Annotated in this window: 16 protein-coding genes and 1 pseudogene; 9 read left to right on the plus strand and 8 right to left on the minus strand. The window is 51.5% G+C overall.

Features of this window, described 5'->3' with window-relative positions; all coding sequences use genetic code 11:
• The first annotated feature begins 73 nt into the window (after nucleotides 1-73).
• The 4 genes from GCD22_RS16990 to GCD22_RS17005 all read left to right on the plus strand — a co-directional run bounded on the left by GCD22_RS16990 (nucleotide 74) and on the right by GCD22_RS17005 (nucleotide 3,453).
• Nucleotides 74-1,288 (plus strand): ISL3 family transposase, encoded by a 1,215-nt coding sequence (locus GCD22_RS16990; RefSeq protein ID WP_065973572.1) that lies wholly within the window; start codon nucleotides 74-76, stop codon nucleotides 1,286-1,288.
• 211 nt (nucleotides 1,289-1,499) lie between these two features.
• Nucleotides 1,500-1,781 carry a high-potential iron-sulfur protein gene (locus tag GCD22_RS16995; RefSeq protein WP_031571187.1) on the plus strand — a complete coding sequence of 94 codons (282 nt, stop codon included), beginning with the start codon at nucleotides 1,500-1,502 and terminating at the stop codon, nucleotides 1,779-1,781.
• A 20-nt stretch (nucleotides 1,782-1,801) separates the two neighbouring features.
• Nucleotides 1,802-2,302 (plus strand): group I truncated hemoglobin, encoded by a 501-nt coding sequence (locus tag GCD22_RS17000; protein WP_031571189.1) that lies wholly within the window; start codon nucleotides 1,802-1,804, stop codon nucleotides 2,300-2,302.
• A 98-nt stretch (nucleotides 2,303-2,400) separates the two neighbouring features.
• Nucleotides 2,401-3,453: a DUF3034 family protein gene (locus GCD22_RS17005; RefSeq protein ID WP_153940873.1), complete on the plus strand. Its 1,053-nt coding sequence runs from the start codon at nucleotides 2,401-2,403 to the stop codon at nucleotides 3,451-3,453.
• Between the two features lie 395 nt (nucleotides 3,454-3,848).
• On the opposite strand, the gene GCD22_RS17010 is transcribed toward GCD22_RS17005, so the two are convergent.
• The 6 genes from GCD22_RS17010 to GCD22_RS17035 form a co-directional block, all read right to left on the minus strand.
• Nucleotides 3,849-4,562 (minus strand): PilZ domain-containing protein, encoded by a 714-nt coding sequence (locus tag GCD22_RS17010; RefSeq protein ID WP_080707770.1) that lies wholly within the window; start codon nucleotides 4,560-4,562, stop codon nucleotides 3,849-3,851.
• 386 nt (nucleotides 4,563-4,948) lie between these two features.
• Nucleotides 4,949-7,174, minus strand: a complete 2,226-nt coding sequence (locus tag GCD22_RS17015) for a putative bifunctional diguanylate cyclase/phosphodiesterase (protein ID WP_153940874.1) — start codon at nucleotides 7,172-7,174, stop codon at nucleotides 4,949-4,951.
• 229 nt (nucleotides 7,175-7,403) lie between these two features.
• Nucleotides 7,404-8,738, minus strand: coding sequence for a hypothetical protein (locus GCD22_RS17020; RefSeq protein ID WP_153940875.1), 1,335 nt, complete (start codon nucleotides 8,736-8,738; stop codon nucleotides 7,404-7,406).
• Nucleotides 8,739-8,984: 246 nt separating this feature from the next.
• The gene (locus GCD22_RS17025) at nucleotides 8,985-9,533 is read right to left on the minus strand and encodes a GPR1/FUN34/YaaH family transporter (protein WP_153940876.1); all 549 of its coding nucleotides are present in this window, start codon (nucleotides 9,531-9,533) and stop codon (nucleotides 8,985-8,987) included.
• Nucleotides 9,534-9,702: 169 nt separating this feature from the next.
• On the minus strand, nucleotides 9,703-10,179 hold the full coding sequence (locus tag GCD22_RS17030) for a group I truncated hemoglobin (RefSeq protein WP_031573951.1): 477 nt from the start codon (nucleotides 10,177-10,179) through the stop codon (nucleotides 9,703-9,705).
• Nucleotides 10,180-10,202: 23 nt separating this feature from the next.
• Nucleotides 10,203-11,273 carry a DUF3034 family protein gene (locus GCD22_RS17035; RefSeq protein ID WP_153940877.1) on the minus strand — a complete coding sequence of 357 codons (1,071 nt, stop codon included), beginning with the start codon at nucleotides 11,271-11,273 and terminating at the stop codon, nucleotides 10,203-10,205.
• 478 nt (nucleotides 11,274-11,751) lie between these two features.
• On the opposite strand from GCD22_RS17035, the gene GCD22_RS17040 reads away from it, so the two are divergent.
• From GCD22_RS17040 to GCD22_RS18860, 5 genes and pseudogenes are all read left to right on the plus strand, one after another.
• On the plus strand, nucleotides 11,752-12,129 hold the full coding sequence (locus tag GCD22_RS17040) for a DsrE/DsrF/DrsH-like family protein (protein ID WP_010637201.1): 378 nt from the start codon (nucleotides 11,752-11,754) through the stop codon (nucleotides 12,127-12,129).
• A gap of 12 nt (nucleotides 12,130-12,141) precedes the next feature.
• Nucleotides 12,142-12,372: a sulfurtransferase TusA family protein gene (locus GCD22_RS17045; RefSeq protein WP_010637198.1), complete on the plus strand. Its 231-nt coding sequence runs from the start codon at nucleotides 12,142-12,144 to the stop codon at nucleotides 12,370-12,372.
• 45 nt (nucleotides 12,373-12,417) lie between these two features.
• A complete protein-coding gene (locus GCD22_RS17050; protein ID WP_024894824.1) occupies nucleotides 12,418-13,557 on the plus strand; it encodes an NAD(P)/FAD-dependent oxidoreductase in 1,140 nt (379 codons plus the stop codon).
• 11 nt (nucleotides 13,558-13,568) lie between these two features.
• Complete coding sequence (locus GCD22_RS17055; protein ID WP_075323230.1) at nucleotides 13,569-14,372, plus strand: helical membrane plugin domain-containing protein; 804 nt, start codon at nucleotides 13,569-13,571, stop codon at nucleotides 14,370-14,372.
• A gap of 442 nt (nucleotides 14,373-14,814) precedes the next feature.
• Nucleotides 14,815-15,372, plus strand: a pseudogene (locus GCD22_RS18860) (prepilin-type N-terminal cleavage/methylation domain-containing protein); the annotation flags it as partial.
• A gap of 347 nt (nucleotides 15,373-15,719) precedes the next feature.
• Here GCD22_RS18860 and GCD22_RS17065 read toward each other — a convergent pair.
• A complete protein-coding gene (locus GCD22_RS17065; RefSeq protein WP_031575491.1) occupies nucleotides 15,720-16,916 on the minus strand; it encodes an LPD7 domain-containing protein in 1,197 nt (398 codons plus the stop codon).
• Nucleotides 16,917-17,093: 177 nt separating this feature from the next.
• Entirely contained in the window at nucleotides 17,094-17,630 is a 537-nt protein-coding gene (locus GCD22_RS17070) for a MobA/MobL family protein (protein WP_031575488.1), read from the minus strand.
• Nucleotides 17,631-17,718 lie beyond the last annotated feature (88 nt).

Raw genomic sequence — 17,718 nt, forward strand, 5'->3', positions numbered from 1 at the left:
GGCTCTTCGTCAGATCGAGTGGGTAGGGTTTACAATGCAGCGGAGCAGTTGTGTCCCGAATAGGAGTTAGCTGATGGTCCCAGAAGAGCTGTTTTCTCTCGCGTTAGGGTTGGTACCGCCGTGGTTGGTGGACGATGTGACCTTCCAAGTGGAGGAGAAGCGCCTGGATCTGCACATCAACTTTCCCAAGGGCAGTCGCTTTGCTTGCCCCGTCTGTGGTGAGGAGTGTCCGGTACATGACACCCGTGAACATACTTGGCGGCACATGGATTTCTTTCAGCATGAAGCCTATCTCCACGCCCGCGTACCCCGTGTGATGTGCCCGGAACATGGGGTGCATCAGATCCCTGTTCCCTGGGCGCGGGAAGGCTCGCGTTTCACCCTGCTCTTTGAAGCGCTGATCATGACCCTGGTGCGGGAGATGCCGGTATTGACAGTAGCCCGCCTGATCGGCGAGACCGACACGCTCCTGTGGCGGGTGATTGACCACTATGTGCCCGAAGCCCGTACCAGAGTGGATATGGCCCATGTCCATGCCGTCGGCGTCGATGAAACCAGCAGTCGGCGCGGCCATGACTACATCACGCTCTTCGTAGATCTGGAAGCTAGGCGACTGCTGTTTGCCACCCCCGGTAAGGACGTCTCCACTTTTGCGCGATTTGCCACAGACCTTGAAGCCCATGGGGGCAGCGCAGAAGCTGTCACGGACGTCAGCATGGACTTGTCTCCCGCCTTCCAGAAAGGGGCTAAAGAGCATCTTCCCAACGCCCAGGTGACCTTTGATCGTTTCCACCTCATGAAGCTCGTCAACGAGGCCGTGGACGCGGTACGCAGGAGCGAAGCATTTACCCAGCCAGACCTCAAAAAGACCCGCTGGCTCTGGCTCAAGAATGAACGGAAACTCAAGGTGAAGCAGAAAGAAAAGCTGCAGGCATTACTCAAAGACCAGAACCTCAAGACGGCGCAGGCCTACCAATTCCGCCTGACCTTTCAGGACATCTTCACGATCAAGAATCGCCATCAGGGTGCTACCCTCTTGAAAGCCTGGTTGGAAAACGCCAAGACCAGCGATCTGCCGCCTATCGTCAAGGTTGCCTACACCATCATGAATCATTGGGATGGTGTGCTCCACTGGTTTGAGAGCCAGATCACCAATGGAATTCTGGAAGGTTTTAACAGCCTCATTCAATCCGCCAAGGCGAAAGCTCGGGGTTACCGTACCCACAAGAACTTTATCAATATGGCCTACCTGATCTTGGGTAAGCTGGATCTCAGGCTACCCACTTGAAATGACGAGGAACCTCATCGATATACTCAGCGTACCTCATCAAAGTTAATCCCTTTATAAAAAAACTGTTTGGTGGATATACGAATAACCTCCTGATGTAGATCCAAAAAAATATCTGTTAGGCGAGTGCATCCAGATACTAAAAGCTGTCGTATAGATATTTGCGTGAACTTTTATTTTCTTATCAACGCCAGCTTTAAGGACAATCTCTATGAAAAAATCGATGAGTCGTCGTGAATGGTTAAAAATGAGTACTCAGATTGCCGCCGTCGCGGCTGTAGCGCCCTTGGTGTTTTCACCCCTGGCGGAAGCCGGCACGCTTTCGAGCAAGGCGTCCGTCAGTTATCAGGATCATCCTTCGGGCAAGGATATGTGTAGCAACTGTATGCACTTCATTCCAGGCTCAAGCCCTACCGCAGACGGGACTTGCAAAGTAGTGGCAGGAAAAATCAGCCCTCACGGTTACTGCTACGCCTATACGCCTAAATCGTAAACACAAGTCAGGAGGTTTAAATGAAAAGGTTCAAACTAAAAAATGTTGCTATGTTGACAGGTCTCGCCCTTACCCTAGGCTTGGCAGCACCTTTGGCAATCGCCGCACCTGGTTCCGCATCCATTCAGCGTGCTGACATCAAGATGCCCATTCAGAATTACATCGGTGACTTTGGTGGCCCGTCGGGCGTAAAAGCACTGATTAATACTTTTGTGGGTTATGTCGCTGCAGATCCCCATATCAATTATTACTTCGCGCACACCAACATCAAGGCGCTCAAATACAATCTGACCCAACAGGTTTGCGAGGTCGTCGGTGGACCCTGCAAATACACAGGTCCGACCATGACCGCCGCGCACAAAGGACTGCATGTCACCACTGCCGCTTTCAATTATCTGGCACAAGACATGATCAAGGCCATGGACAAGAAAGGAATCGCCAAGCCTGCACAGAATTACCTTTTGGCACAACTGGCCGCTATGGAGCCACAGATTGTCACGGCCAATGGTCCCTTGGGCTGATTTGAATAGCTCGCATGTGTGTCCGTCACGCTATTCAGCAGGTCTTTCTGGATAGCTACGCTTAATGGGAATGAGGAATCCCAAGTCAGGAGGAGTTTATGAATACACTAAAAAGTAAAGGATTAGCCGTTGCAATCGCTTGTGCATTAAGTGCAATAGTACCGGTAACCGCCAATGCGGCGATCGGGGCTGCCAGTCTATTTGGCCAGGGCCGCATTCTGGGTACCGGGGCAGTAACAGCCGTGGACGGTGCCGCCGGTGGTGGTATTAACCCCTGGGCCGTCATTTCGGGTTATGGTACCAATCAGCAAATTGGCGCGACCGCTTTTTATTCCCATGTCATGCTGAATAACTATAACTTGAACGATTACGGCGCTTCGGTCGGATTATTCAACCGCATTGAGATCTCTTTTGCCCGGCAGGGGTTCAGTTTAGGTAATACCGGGCAAACGCTGGATCATCGTATTCTCAGTGTCGTCAGCGGAAAGTCGGTCCCCTTGGGCACTTCCACGACTTCTGCAGCACTTGGTCTGAGCGGTCCCGCATTCTTTGGCAGCAACTATGATCTGAATCAGGATATTGTCGGCTTAAAGGCAAGACTTTTCGGTAATGTTGTCTATGATCAGAATTGGTGGGAGCCGGAGGTATCCGTCGGCGTGGATTTCCATCATAACGAGATGCCCAGAAATCTGGCAACCACGTTGCATGTGGCGCGCAATGGGGTCAGCTATTACCTGAGTGCGACCAAGGTGTGGCTGAATGGTCTGTTCGGTCTGACCACCCTGGCAGACGTAAATATTGATGTAACCAATGCGAACCAGCAAGGCTTGTTAGGTTTTGGTGGTGTCAACGGCATGCGTTACAAAGTCCTTCCCGCAGCCTCTGTGGGTGTTTTCTTGAACCGTCATGTGGTACTGGGTGCAGAATATCGAGATATGCCACAGAACCAGCTGATTGCCCCGTCGAGTGGTGCGGGTAATTTCAGCACATTGGGGAATGCAGTATCCAAGACGAGCGCCTGGAAAGACGTGTATGTCGCCTGGTTCCCCTACAAGCAGCTTTCTGTGACGGCAGCCTATGTAGATTTGGGTACCATTGCTACTGAGCAGAATCAAAACGGTCTGTATCTGTCTCTGACCACCAGCTTCTGACCGCATTTATGAAGCATTTTCCCCGTCATTTATATAGCGAAAATTTTCAGAATTTGACACTGGATAGATGGCGGGGAACGGATTACCACACTGAAAAAATCATCCATGAAAGAATCCTCCTCCCTGAGCTTTTAGGGATTATTAGGCTTCCTATTAAAGGAAGCCTTTTTTTCTGGGAATCCTTACTCGCTCAGTTCAGATTATCGATTTCATGTCCTGTATATCACCGGTTTTGATATCGTGTGACCAGGTGCGTCAAAGGGTTTGAATGATGGCCCTGTCATGGTTCCAGACAAATCCAATGTGCTATCGTATTGGTGGCGAGGCAGTTGGATAACGGCGCATTTTGGTGGCGTCATCCCAGGGGTAGCCGATCGGCAGCGGATGTAGTGTTTTTAGCCGGATGAGCTAGGTGGCGTCCAACGGTGCCGTTCAGGACTAGCCAGTTGCTGAATCATTTCCGCCTTCTTGCAGAGATACAGCTGCTCGGCTTTGCGATGCTGGGCTTCTGTGAGCTTGAAATGAACACCGATCAGGTACGTATGACTGGAATGGACCAGATTCTCGATACGGGCAATGGTGACGGTCGTTTCACAAGTCCCACAATCCGCAATATCAAATTCCACCAACAGCATCTCGCCGACACGGAATCCCGTTGCACTGGTGTAAAATCCTGCCCCTGTCGGAGTGAAATCATAGAGATGGGCAAACAGCGATGTGCCATCCCGACGACGGATAGTAATCTTTCCTTCGAGTCTTATCCGCTGCGTTTTGCGCGTCCGCCTGCGCAATACACGCTGCGGTCGCCGAAAATGATGTGCCTCTTTTTGAAAGTACTTCCAGTCCGCAAAAAAACCCAGCAAATACGGTTTAGCCAAAATGAAGACGAGCGATTTGCGGTAGCTGGGCATATTGTCGAGGGTGGATAAGGAAGGTTTCAAAACCAGATCTCCCAGGTCCCAATCCTGGGTATGGCACAGGGTGCCACTGTCATCCTCTTCTTCGTCATAAATAATCGCGCTCTGGCCAACCGCGATTCCCAGATCTTCTGGTTCGGGTAACAGAAGATCCTCTGCACCGCTGAGGAAAACCAGTGGCAGATACTCCACAAGCGGGAGATCCGCACGATGCGGCAGCAGCAGAGCCAGTTCGGTATCACTCTGAGTTAAGTCGATTGGGATCTCCTTCTATATGAAGAATCGTCTTTGGTCAAAACTACCCTATGGCACATTATGAAACAATCCCCCACATCTACCGGAGTTTGAGCCAATTCGCCAGCTGGAAAATTAGCCACCAGCATCCATTAAATGATTCAGAACTCTGATATTCCCTTGGCTCGTCAAAATGTCGGGGGCACAGAGTAAATAGTGCTACGTATCGAATTACGGTTTCCACTGCGGTTACCAGAATCCGATTCTGTCTCCTCGGTAACGATACGCAAAGGAGCGACAGGCAAGATTAACGTGAAACCCCAGAAAAACTATCATTATTCTCATTATATCTGCTGTTTCTTACTTTTTTCTTCAAAATAAGTCTCCAAAATAGTCTGTTCAAAATCCACTGCAGCTTGGTCAACAGTGCTCCAATCTGCACCGCTTGGAGCAGCCAGCATAAGGGCATCCATTACGGCAATGGCGCGGTGGTAATTTCGATGCAGATGATCCAGCCGGTTCGCGTTATCGCCTCCCAAGCGTTGGATATCCCCATGGAGGGAGCAGACCGTGGCATCAGCCAGAGTCAGGTAATCTACTGCGCGTGGAGAGCGAATGATGGTTTTTTTCAGCGCTTCGTGTTGAGCAAGACGCGTAGCGTACAGTCCAAGCAAACTGATGGGTCGATGTCGGTGCGGGAAAACGGTGTGCTGGAGGAATGCCTGCAATTCCGCGAACGGCATAGGCCTGGCAATGGCGTAACCTTGCAGAAGCGTGCTTCCCATAACGGTGACTGCATCCAGGATATCTTCAGTCTCTACACCCTCTACCACGAGATCTACCTGCATGCCGTTGGCCAGATCCTGAATGGCGTTTAAGAAATGAAGGTCCTGCGGTCGCTGTTCGAGGGTGCGGACAAAGCCCTGGTCGAGCTTGATTTCGTCAATAGGCAGTTCCTTCATGCGGAGCAGAGAGCTGTAGGCACTTCCCACATCATCAAGCGCCAGACGAAAGCCTAATGCTTTTATTTCCAGGAGAGCATCGACAGCCTTCTGCCGTTCAAAAAAATCTCCCCCCTCAAGAATCTCCAGAGTGATGCGCGCAGGGTCTACCGTACTTTGCGCAATCACTTCCTGCAGGCAAGTGACGCAGCCTGCCGAGACGGACTGCGGGTCAAGATTGACAGAAACGCTTAGGGGCCATCCCTGCGTATCCAGAAGAGTGAGATCGTTCAACGATTGCACCAAAACTTTTTTGGTCAGATCAGAAAGACTTCCTGGCTGCAATTGCGGTAGAAACTTCGCTGGATGCCAAAGGGTACCCTCTGTATCGCGGAGACGTGCCAAAGCTTCGACACCGACTATCTTGCCTTTGCGGCTATCCAGAATGGGTTGATACCAGACCTCCAATGCGCCGTTATCCAGCAGGACCTGTGCGGGATTACGCTGATCTGCGAAGTTTTCCTCACCGAAAAGTGCCCAGCAATTTTCTCGATCCGCTTTGTGGGCTTTGATTTCATAGAGCGCCTGATCAGACCAGCGCAACAGCTGATCCGCTTGGTCTGTATCGGCAAAAGGATACAGCACGACACCCATACTTGCCCCAACCTGAACGCTTTCACCATTACTCAGAAGGATCGGTGCAGTGATGATTTCTTCGATCTTTTGCAAGACTTGCGTAAGGTCTGCATGTCCCGCCAAATCTTCCAGCAGGAGTACGAATTCATCGCCCCCGTAACGGGCAATAAAATCAGATTTGCGCAACATATCGGTCAAACGTTTACCTAAGGTCACCAATACTTCATCGCCTATCTCATGACCATAGGTGTCATTGATTGGCTTAAAATCGTCCAAATCCAGCATACAGACCGCCAGAAGACGATTGTGACGAATGGCGCGGAGCATGGCTTGCTCCATCTGCGTTTCCAGCGCCCGTCGATTGGGCAGATCGGTTAAAGCATCGGTATGCGCCAGATTTTTGAGGGTTTCCCGATACTGCTGTTCATTTCGACGTGTTTCCAGATGCTCCATGGCGTCAGCAATGAACACAGCCATCTTTTCCGCACTGTCGGCCATGAGTTCCGGCGGCTCATCCTGTAAGCCGCTCAACACCAGCACTCCCCATACAGTGGCATGACGATGGATCGGCGTGGCCAGAAGCCACTGGATGCCAATGGCTTCGATCGCCTGTCGCCATCCAGCCAGATCGGGATGTTGCAAATATTCGCTGTGCACATAGTCAGTCACGAGCAAGGTACGGTCCTCAACCTGAGCCCGTGCCGTCATGCTGCGCGCATGAGGATGGTCTGGCGAAAACAGTACAGCCACATTCTCCAGAACTATTGGTTGCAATGGACCGGAAACCGCCAAAGGCTGCAAAATGTGACCGGTATCGGCCCGAGCGATAGCGCAGGTATGAAACAGCCCGCTTTGATCCAGACTGCTCAACATCTGGTCCATAAGCCGCTTTTGAGCCTGATCCCAAGGCAGGTCTACACTTCCTGTGAATGGGGCCTTACTCATGCTGGAAAAAATATCCAACCAGATTTTTAGGGGGGATTGATTATCCATTGAAACCTTTTGATTGATTGGAGTAAGAGCCTCTTCGCTGAGCAGGCTATCAGGCTATGTATATATGAAACTGAACAACCATTAAGACCTTTTCTGCTAACTGCGCGAAGACTTATAGATTCACAAGCATCTCTGGGGGCATTTGAATCGAAAATTCGCAATGTAATGTCCTCAAATGCTGTAGTCATTTAAAAGGGACTTTGTGTGGCAGCAAAAAAATCACAAGGAATCATAAAATGTTGCGCTCCACCACAATCTCGGAATAGGGATCTCCCATGGCGACACAACGCGTTTGTCTGGCCCAGAAGCCGGCTTTGGAACGGTTTACCTGATAGTAAAATTCCAAAGTGAGATCGGGCCTGGCGGTGATGTCTGCCGTATAGAGCAGGTTCATCAGAGAAGAGCCAATGCCCGTCATCAAATAATCAATGGGATGATCAGCATTCCCGTAGGCGCGGAGATGACCCAGCGATTCGTAAGGGTACCAGGCACGCAGTACCAGACGTTCATTCGGAATGATTTCCTGAATACGCCATACACCCCAACCGAGCGCATTGATGCAGGCAATGATGCCGGATAACCAGTCCTCACGGCATTGCAGTTGCGGGACAATCAACTGATACCAAGGATCCGAACGCATGATGCCGCCCATGGTGTTGAAACCGCAAATATGGCCCGCTTCAATCAACAAGGTTCTGGCCAGTTCCTGGCCCTGAAGATGCTGGAATTTCTCCTTGTAGTAAAACAGCGCGGGATACTCGTACCACAGCATCTCTCCTAAATAGCGATGCGTGTTGAGTGCTTCCTGAAGTGCCCGTTCAAAGCGAAAAGACACCAGATTGTAGTAGTCCGCGTAGTGGCGCGTGAGAAAAACGCCAAAGGCGGGAATCAATCCGTCGGCATCCCCGGTCAGTGGCAAGGTGCCCACCGCAGCCATAATGGTGTTTTCATCGATATGCAGGCCGATATGTCGCGGAGGAACCTGATCGGCACCCTGGGGCAGAGTAGCCTGGGGGATCTCCGGTATATCCAAGGGGAATGGATCCCCATCATTGCGCAGATGTAGATGAAAGCGGGTCGACACCTGCCCCATGGAGAGCGCATCTCTATCGATTTTACCCCCATAAGACTGTCCATAAATGGCCGATACGGCCCCTATGGCATAGCCCAGATCAAAATGCTCCCCCGGCCAGCGCCGCTTGCCATAATTCAGGCGCAGTGCGGCCCCGTAATGGGAGTGATTTTCGATGAGTACCAACTCTGGTTCTGCTGAGTGAGGCAGGGTGCCCAAGGGCAGGTCGCCAAATCCGCAAAAGCGGTACAGGTCTTCTGCATACTGGAGGCGATCTGCCATGGACCATTCCGGGTGTTCCCGAAAGGCCGCCTGAAGTTGTCGGAAGCTGACTTCTGTAGCCGATTTTACCAGAATGGGTTCACGGTCAATGTAATGGCAGTCTTCGATCACCAATTGAAGAAAGCGATTGTAGTGGTTGCAGTGAAAGACAAACGGCTCATGGGATATGGTCATGATGCCGGTATTGGATGAGGCTTCTGGATGGATCATTTTTATCTACTCGCTTCAGTAGTCATAAAATTATCAGAAAAGGACATCATTCTGCATGACCCTTTATTATCATTGTTCCAATCATCAAGCTGAAATCTAATCGCAAAACGAGGAGCAACGTTTTTTGTTTTCTGAATTACTTTAAGATTTAATTATACAATCAGCGAAAATCAGTTCTGGCAGCCTAGATTTCGGGTTAAACACGTGAAGCCACCGATTCCATATCGGCGGCTTCAAAACAGCTGATCAGGCCTTTTTCGGGGCCAGACTACCTACGGGCAATATCGCTTTACCTATCACGGGATTAATGACATGCACTGCGGCCAGATAGAAGCCAATCAGTGCAACGATCATGAACAGCAAGCCCGCGATGTTCGACACGGAAATAGCCATCAGGACAAAGGCTGCACAGAGAATTCCAAACAGTAACACCAGACCGATGTTAGCGCGCAGGGATGCAATAAAGAAAATAAAAGTAATCAAAGCCATCAACCAGAACCACACCATCAAAAGTTGGGGCGCACTCTTCATTGTCGCTGCCAAACCGCCGCTGATAGCCGCAATGGCAAAGCTCAGAAAAAACGATCCGTAGGTAAAAAATACGGTGGCAATGTATGAATTTGGCATCTGGTAAGTAAATCCGCCCGCCATATACATGGCGGCCGCACCAAACCCGAAACAGAGGGCCAGCAAGGTACCCAATCCAGCGAGCGGCACAATGCCATAAAATACAGCACCAATGATGAACAGCGGAACGGCAAATCCAAACAAACCAATAGCAATTGGGTCTTTCATTTTATACTCTCCTAAGTGGCTAAGCGGCCAAAGTGGCCATTACTACTTCATTATTCACTACTGAACTTCAAAAAAGGCCCCACTGTCGTGGAGCCTGAAACTCCCGAAAGGCTTAGGGAGGAGGAGTCGTTTCATCGTCCATTTGTAATCACATTGCGGTTAATTATGTTCAGCCCAATGGGCCGTTAGCGGTGACGATTTGCGGTTCCATGGAAGCCAGAATAGCAATCAGGTAATTCTGTGCCGACATGGGAATCTTTTGAGTCTGCATCGCATCCATCATGTCCTGAGCCAGATAATTAAAAGCCGCAGTGGTGATATGTAACCCTTCGTGGGCTTTCCGCATGCTGAGTCCTGTATACTTGCAGGGACCGCCCACCGCCATGCACACCTGCTGCACCAATTCATACTTCAGGTGAGGAATATTGGTATGTGCGAAGTAGTAATTAATATGCGGATCACTAGCCACATTACCCACAAACGTATTAATCAGCTTGGTAATGCCCGCCTTACCGCCGTACTGGGCATAGTAATCCTGAGCGGATGCGGTCGAAATCCCCATCATGGCAACAGCCGTAAACCCTGCCGCCAAAGCGACACCCTTGGCTACAGCCGAAAGACGGAAAGAGGTTGGTATAAATGACATGGTAAACTCCTCTTAAAATCAGATCAGAAGCTGGTGGTCAGAGACAGATACAGACCGTTTTGATTCTGCTCAGTGGCAATGGTACCCAAATCTACATAGGCTGCCGTCACAGAAAGCTGCTTGTAGGGGAACCAGGCGACATAGACGTCTTTCCAGGAACTGGTCTTGGATACGGCATTACCCAATGTGCTGAAATTCCCGGCCCCACTCGACGGGGCAATCAGCTGGTTCTGTGGCATATCTCGATATTCTGCACCCAGTACCACATGACGGTTCAAGAAAACACCCACAGAGGCTGCGGGTACGACCTTATAGCCCATACCATTGACGCCACCAAAACCTAACAAGCCTTGCTGGTTCGCATTGGTTACATCAATATTTACGTCTGCCAGGGTGGTCAGACCGAACAGACCATTCAGCCACACCTTGGTCGCACTCAGGTAATAGCTGACCCCATTGCGCGCCACATGCAACGTGGCCGCCAGATTTCTGGGCATCTCGTTATGATGGAAATCCACGCCAACGGATACCTCCGGCTCCCACCAATTCTGATCATAGACAACATTACCGAAAAGTCTTGCCTTTAAGCCGACAATATCCTGATTCAGATCATAGTTGCTGCCAAAGAATGCGGGACCGCTCAGACCAAGTGCTGCAGAAGTCGTGGAAGTGCCCAAGGGGACCGACTTTCCGCTGACGACACTGAGAATACGATGATCCAGCGTTTGCCCGGTATTACCTAAACTGAACCCCTGTCGGGCAAAAGAGATCTCAATGCGGTTGAATAATCCGACCGAAGCGCCGTAGGCGTTCAAGTTATAGTTATTCAGCAATACGTGTGAATAAAAAGCGGTCGCACCAATTTGCTGATTGGTGCCATAACCCGAAATGACGGCCCAGGGGTTGATACCACCACCGGCAGCACCGTCCACGGCTGTTACTGCCCCGGTGCCCAGAATGCGGCCCTGGCCAAATAGACTGGCAGCCCCGATCGCCGCATTGGCGGTTACCGGTACTATTGCACTTAATGCACAAGCGATTGCAACGGCTAATCCTTTACTTTTCATCGATTTGACGACGTTCATATTTTTCATAACCTCCTCCTAAAACAGGAATTCAAATTTTACTACCAGAAATGACTGATAGCTGAAAAATTTTCAGCAAAATACATGCCAAAACACAAACGCTTGAAACAATTTCACGTCGAGTGGTTCGCTTGTTTTCTCTGGATAATATTCGATGGATGAGTTAAACAATACAATGAAAAAATTAAGATATTTTGCATTATATAGGGCTCAATAATTAGAATTTCAGTAATTATTAATGATTCATGCATGGAATAACCGCGCAAATAGTCATGACACGTCATGACGTGTCATGACTATTTTTATCTTACATTTAACTTATAAGCATGAATATTTTTAAGTGTCTAGCTACTTTATTGAATTTTTAACGTAAACATTTAATCACTTAAGACTACCGGTTAATCAAAACCGACAAGCATGTTGGCATTGAATTTGCGTTAGTTTCACCACTTAACCTTTGCGATGCATCGGAGATATCATGTCAGGCATGTACATCATTTGTTTAAGTGGCGAGCGCGAGAAGTTGCAATTCGCAGCCATGGCGGCGTCCGTAGCGGCGGTATCCGGAACCGACGTCCATATTTTTCTGTCGATGAACGCCTTCCCCTACTTTGTGAAGGGTCATAGTAAGGAAGCCCCCGCTGAAGGCAAGCTGGGAGAAGTCATGGCCGAACGTAAAGTGCCCCCCTTCTACCAGATTTTCGAGCAGGCGGTGGAACTGGGCGATGCCAAAATCTGGGCTTGCTCCATGGCTATGGATGTTCTCGGCGTCAAAGAGGACGGCATGGAGGAAATCGTAGCCGGGCCTCTGGGCCTGACCAAATTCCTGAGTGACGCCGAAAATGGTCAGATTCTGACTTTTTAAAAGGAGGAGCACATGAGTGAACGCGTTGTAGATGCCCGTGGCAGTTTTTGTCCGGGGCCGCTGATGGAACTGATTTCCAACATGAAAATGATGCAGGTCGGGGACACCCTGGAATTGTTGTCCACAGATGCCGGTTCTGCTGCGGATGTGCCGGAGTGGATCAAAAAAGTCGGTCACGAAATGGTAGATACTGAGCAGGACGGCGAAGGCACCTGGCACATTCGGGTCCGCAAGGCCAAGTAAGCGCACAAACAATCGCAGGCGTAAAACCCTAAGGAGAGTGACATCATGAGAATTCTGGTCATAGGTGGCGGTATGGGCGGTACTATTTTTGCCAATCATCTGGCACGGCGTATTCACCATGAAATGAAAACCGGCAAGGCACGCATCACGATGTTGTCCGCCAGTCATGAGCATGTGTATCAACCCGGCTGGTTGTATGTCGCCATGGGTCGGGCGACGCCCGATGAACTGGTCCGCGAACAGCAAAGCCTGCTGGAGCCGGGGATTGAATTTCATGTGGATCCGGTTGAAGAATTTCATCTGGCCGAGAACCATGTCAAATGCAAAAGCGGCAAGGTGCATGAGTATGACCTCATCGTCATTTCGACCGGTTCGCGTGCCCTGCCCGAGAAAGTTCCCGGTCTCAAGGAAAATTCCATCAACTGCTATACCGCAGAAAATGCCGTCGAATTCTTCAAGCAACTGTCGGACTTCAAGGGTGGACGCATCGTGGTCACCGTCGGTCTGCCGCACAAGTGCCCGATGATTCCCCTGGAGATCACCTTCGCCATGCACGACTTCATCAAGGATCGCGGCCTGCTGGACAAGACCGAGTTCTACTACACCTACCCCATTGGCCGGGTGCACAGTCTGGAAAATGTCGCCAAGTGGGCAGCGCCGGAATTTGACCGGATGGGCATTAAATACGAAACCCTGTTCAACATGAAGGAAGTGGATGGTAAGAATGCCCAGGTACTGAGTGAAGAAGGCGGAGCAGTGAAATACGATCTGCTGGTAGCCGTGCCGCCCCATAAGGGTCAGGAAGTCATCGAGAAGAACGGTCTGGGTGAAAACGGCTGGATTCCCACCAATCGCTCTTCCCTGCACATGGAAGGAGAACATGGCAAGAATGTTCTGGTACTGGGAGATACCACCAATTTGCCCATCAGTAAGGCCGGTTCAACCGCCCACTTCGAAGCGGAAGTGGCTGCCGAGAATGTGGCGGCGGTCATCAAGATGGGACGGCCGGTGCGCAGTTATGATGGCAAGGTGTTCTGCTTCATTGAGGCGGGCAAGGACCGGGCAACGTATGCCATGTTCGATTATAAAACCCCACCCCAGCCGAAAGCGCCTACCGGAGCCGTACACGCCTTCAAGATGTCCTATAACAAACTCTATTGGGCTACCGCCCGTGGTTTACTCTGAGGAGGTGACGTATGGCTGCGGTCATGGCAGAAACTTCTGAAGATGAACTGCAACGCGCGCAGGAAGCCCTGGTCCATCTGGTGCAGAACGGGGATCTCGAACGCATTGTGCACCTGGCACGACTGAGTGGTGCGGCAGCAGACTCCATGAGTGATGAGATGGTGGGTCGTCTGGCGGGGTTGGCCAGCGACGGTCTGGATTTGGTGGATCAGGTCACCCGCAGTCAGGTGGCGCGGGCCCTGCCGGCCATCAGCTCCCTGGTGGAAAACGGGGATCTGGAGCGCATCGTGCAACTGGCCCGGCTGAGTGGGGCCGCCGCCGATTCCATGAGCGATGAAATGGTGGGTCGCTTGGCCGGTCTGGCCAGCGATGGCATGGATTTACTGGATCGGGTGAACCGCAGTCAGGTGGTCAATGCTTTACCGGCCATCTCGGCACTGGTCGAAAACGGCGATCTGGAGCGCATCGTTCATCTGGCCCGCATGGCGGGTGCCGCTGGCGATTCTATGAATGATGAGATGGTCTCACGCCTGGCCACTTTGGCAACCGATGCCATGTGCCTGCTGGATCGGGCAACGCGCACCGGGGTCATGGACCGTTTGCTCGCTGTCGCTGAGAAAATGGATCAGGATCATATCCTCACCGATTTCCTGCACTGCCTCAGTGGCGCCACTGAGGAGGCCGCCAGCGCCCCCATTCCCAAGGGAGGAATCGCCGGACTCTGGGACATGATGAAAAAACCGGAAACCCAGCAAACCATCCAGTTCCTCATGCTGGTCGGTAAACATTTCCGTTCCTGCCGTCTCAGGCACTGATCATCCGCTAATTTTCCGTTTTAAAGTGTTCTACTCGCCCCGCTTGCAGCCCCTGTCGTTCAGGGGCTTTTTTTAATTGGAGTTACCTCAGAAAACGGATTACAGAGTTATCCGTCGTAAAGTCGGCTTGCCGGGGATGAGGAGAATCAGTACATTAGCGACAGAGAAGAAACGCCCACGAGACAGAGTGATGCATTCTCTATCTCGTGTATAATAGGTTTTATAGGAGTCCCTTTTTAAACAGAACCAAGCTCTAGGTGCTTAGCGTACTTTAAGTTCCGAATTCTGAGGGGATCCAAAAAACACCAACACTGTTCGATAGCAATAGAGCAAGCGATTAACAACGGGGATTAATCCAGTCTAGCAATCACTAAATGGAGGTACAAAGTAGGATTAATGAGTATACTCGTTAAAAAAAACACAGTTTAGTCTCGAGACCGGTTTCACTCTTATCGAAATGATGATCGTGATTGCTATTATCGGTATTCTAGCAGCCATCGCTATTCCACAGTATGAAGAATATCTTGAAAGAACCAAAGCTACAGACGAAGCTGCGAACTTCCACGCTGCAATAATTGCGGCTGAATCAGCAGTTGCTGCCGCAGCTGCAGGACAGCAGGTAACTCTCGTGGGTGGAACAACTGGCACGTCAGTTGGGGTTTTGAGTGGTAACGCGCCGGATCCTGTAGACAACGCTTCAACCAATCATGCTTACACATATAGTACATCAACAGATGGGGAAATATCTGTTGTAGCCGAAGGCGGCACTCGGACGTTAGCTCAGAGGATAAATCCTAGCACGGTCAATTCTGGGAATTATGTGCAAATCACTATGAACGCCAGTACTCTACCATCGACCACGCTTAAAGATGATATAATTAATGCAGTTGACGGATTAGAACTTGGTAATTTTCAACGGCCGGTTTGCAATGGTTATGGTTTTGGTGTGTGTAGAATTTATATAGGCAGTAATGGCGGCTTATCAACAATTCCTCCTTAATCTGCTTCAATAATTTTATGAAATTGAAAATCCAGCGTGGATCCATCGCAATCAGCTTGTTACCGTTCTCAAGACTAATCTTTATTCAGCTTCTTGAGTTCAGGCTCTGCATGATGAGTTTTTATATTGCGTGACCAGCTGGGTTACGCGTTACCGTAATGGATATTTCCCAGACCATCGGATTGATAATCTGATGGTCTGATCGAATAAAAAACCTGCAATAAAAGGCATTTCAGCCTGTGTCATGCCGTAATTTTCGCCGATTTGCCCAAATTTTGCCCAAGTGAACCCGAAAAACGCCTTATTTGTGACCAGTCACGATATAACATAGTTACGCAGTAACTCGCTCAATCCCCTAACCCATGCCCCTTGTTCTGGCCCGGGCGCTTCTTTCCCTTGGCCGTCGGCTCCGGCCCGGCAAAAAGTACCTCCGGCTGCTGCTGATGGCGGAATACCGCCTCCCGTCCGATCTGGGCAGCGGCTTCATTCGTCAGCTGCTGCCTGTCTTTTGTCTGACCACGATAGCGCTCATTGACCAGGTACGTGACCCCCACGGCAATGACTTTGCTATCGAATCCAAGCGCAGCCAGCGCGTCCGCCGTCGCTTCCAGGGTCTGGCGTTCTTCAATGAGCGCACACAAATTTCTGCCAACTTCGGAAGAGACTTTCTTGGCCAGACCCACGGCGTCCGGAATCTCTGCCCGTTGCGCCGCCGCTATCCGTTCCTGCTCCCGCTGCGCATCGATGACCGCTTGCGCCCGTTGCGCGAGCTCCGCATCCGCTACCGCCAAACCCGCCTGTAACGCGGCGATGGCTGCCTTCTCCTGAAATTCTGCAGGGCCTGTAAACGTCAGGGTCTCCCAGCCTTTCCCTTGAGCGGTCTCGATCAACAGCGGAATATCCTGCGCGCCATTCTTTGCTAAAAGTAACGGCCCCTGATCAATCACTTCCTGCTTACCCAGGCGCAAATACAATCCGCCATGCTCTGGCATCCAGCGACAGTAGAGGTCTTTTTCGGCCATCTCTGCCGAATACGCAGGGTCGTATTTCCGGGAAAGGGTCTGTGCCCGCCATTCCCGCCAGCGGCTGCGCTGTGGATAGCGGACACCCGGCGCGGTTTCTGCGGCCACCCGGTCATCCAGGGCCTGTTCTTCCCGCTCCCGCTGTTCCTGGACTTCCAGTAACCGTTCTTCCTCCCGTCTCCTGGCCCGTTCCTGCTGGCGAAAGGCCCAGCGCTCCCGAATCTCCCAGCTGTCCCTACGGTACCCCTGCCGTAAGCGGGCACGTTCCAGAACCTGTTCCGCATCATGCAGGGCCTTTTCGAGCGCAAGGGCTTCCAGGCGGGCCTGGGCCGCTGCCTGGGCCGCCACCTGGCGGGCTTGTTTGTGCGCTTCATACCCTAAAACCATCGCCGCCCGGTCCGGAGCCTTCTCCGCGCCCGCATGGGTCAATACCCGTCCCCGCTTCGGCTGGGGCGGACGGTCCAGGGCGATCACCCGTTCCAGGGCTGCCCGATGCGCGTCATGGTCCCCTTGTTCCCACAACCGGGCGGCCTGCTGTTCCGCTTCCTGTCGCTGGACTTCCAGACTTCGGTGATCGATGCGGATCGATGAATAGCCGGCATGCGCCAGTTCTTGATTGGCCAGATCTGCCCATAAGGGCCGGACGACTTCGCTCAGCCAGTCCTGCCCAATCCGCGCTTGGGTTTTCGGGGCACCACCTCAAGCGGGATCCACCGGGTTTTTGTTCTTCGGGGAGACCGCCGCCCGTTTGAACCATAAGGCCGGGTCCCGCGCTATCCCGTCGTTGATTTTGTCCGAGAGCATCAGGTGGCAGTGCAACAGGGAGGCGTCCCTTTCGCTCCGGTGAATCGCGAGTGTATAGGGCGTATGCCCGCCTTCCACAGCGCCCAGGCGTTCTGCAAAGTTGTGCGCCAATAAAATGTTCACGGCTTCCGGTAGTTCCTGCGGCAGCGCAAACTCGAGCTCCCGATAGACGGTCCCATTCTTGCGCTCGTACTGATCGGCTGCATCCCAGTAGTCCGCTGCCGTTTGCGCCCACGCGGGTAGATATCCTGATTCAGCATGCAGGACTTGATCAGCCCGGGAGACACGCTCCTTTTTTACGGTATTGCCGTCGACCTGTTCCACCGTTTTCTGAGCGTAAGGACCTTCTCGCAGAATGTACCGCACATGCCCGCCTGCGCCTTTGCCGACGCCTCGGTTGTGAGTTTTTGCATGTAAATGATATTCCGCCATTTTGACCTCATCTTTCTTTTCGCCGTCTGCAAGACCGTGCTTGTTTCTCGGAGAGAAACATTAAAGCGCGCCTGCTTTAACAAGCAGG

The organism is Acidithiobacillus thiooxidans ATCC 19377 (assembly GCF_009662475.1).
GTDB classification, from domain to species: domain Bacteria; phylum Pseudomonadota; class Gammaproteobacteria; order Acidithiobacillales; family Acidithiobacillaceae; genus Acidithiobacillus; species Acidithiobacillus thiooxidans.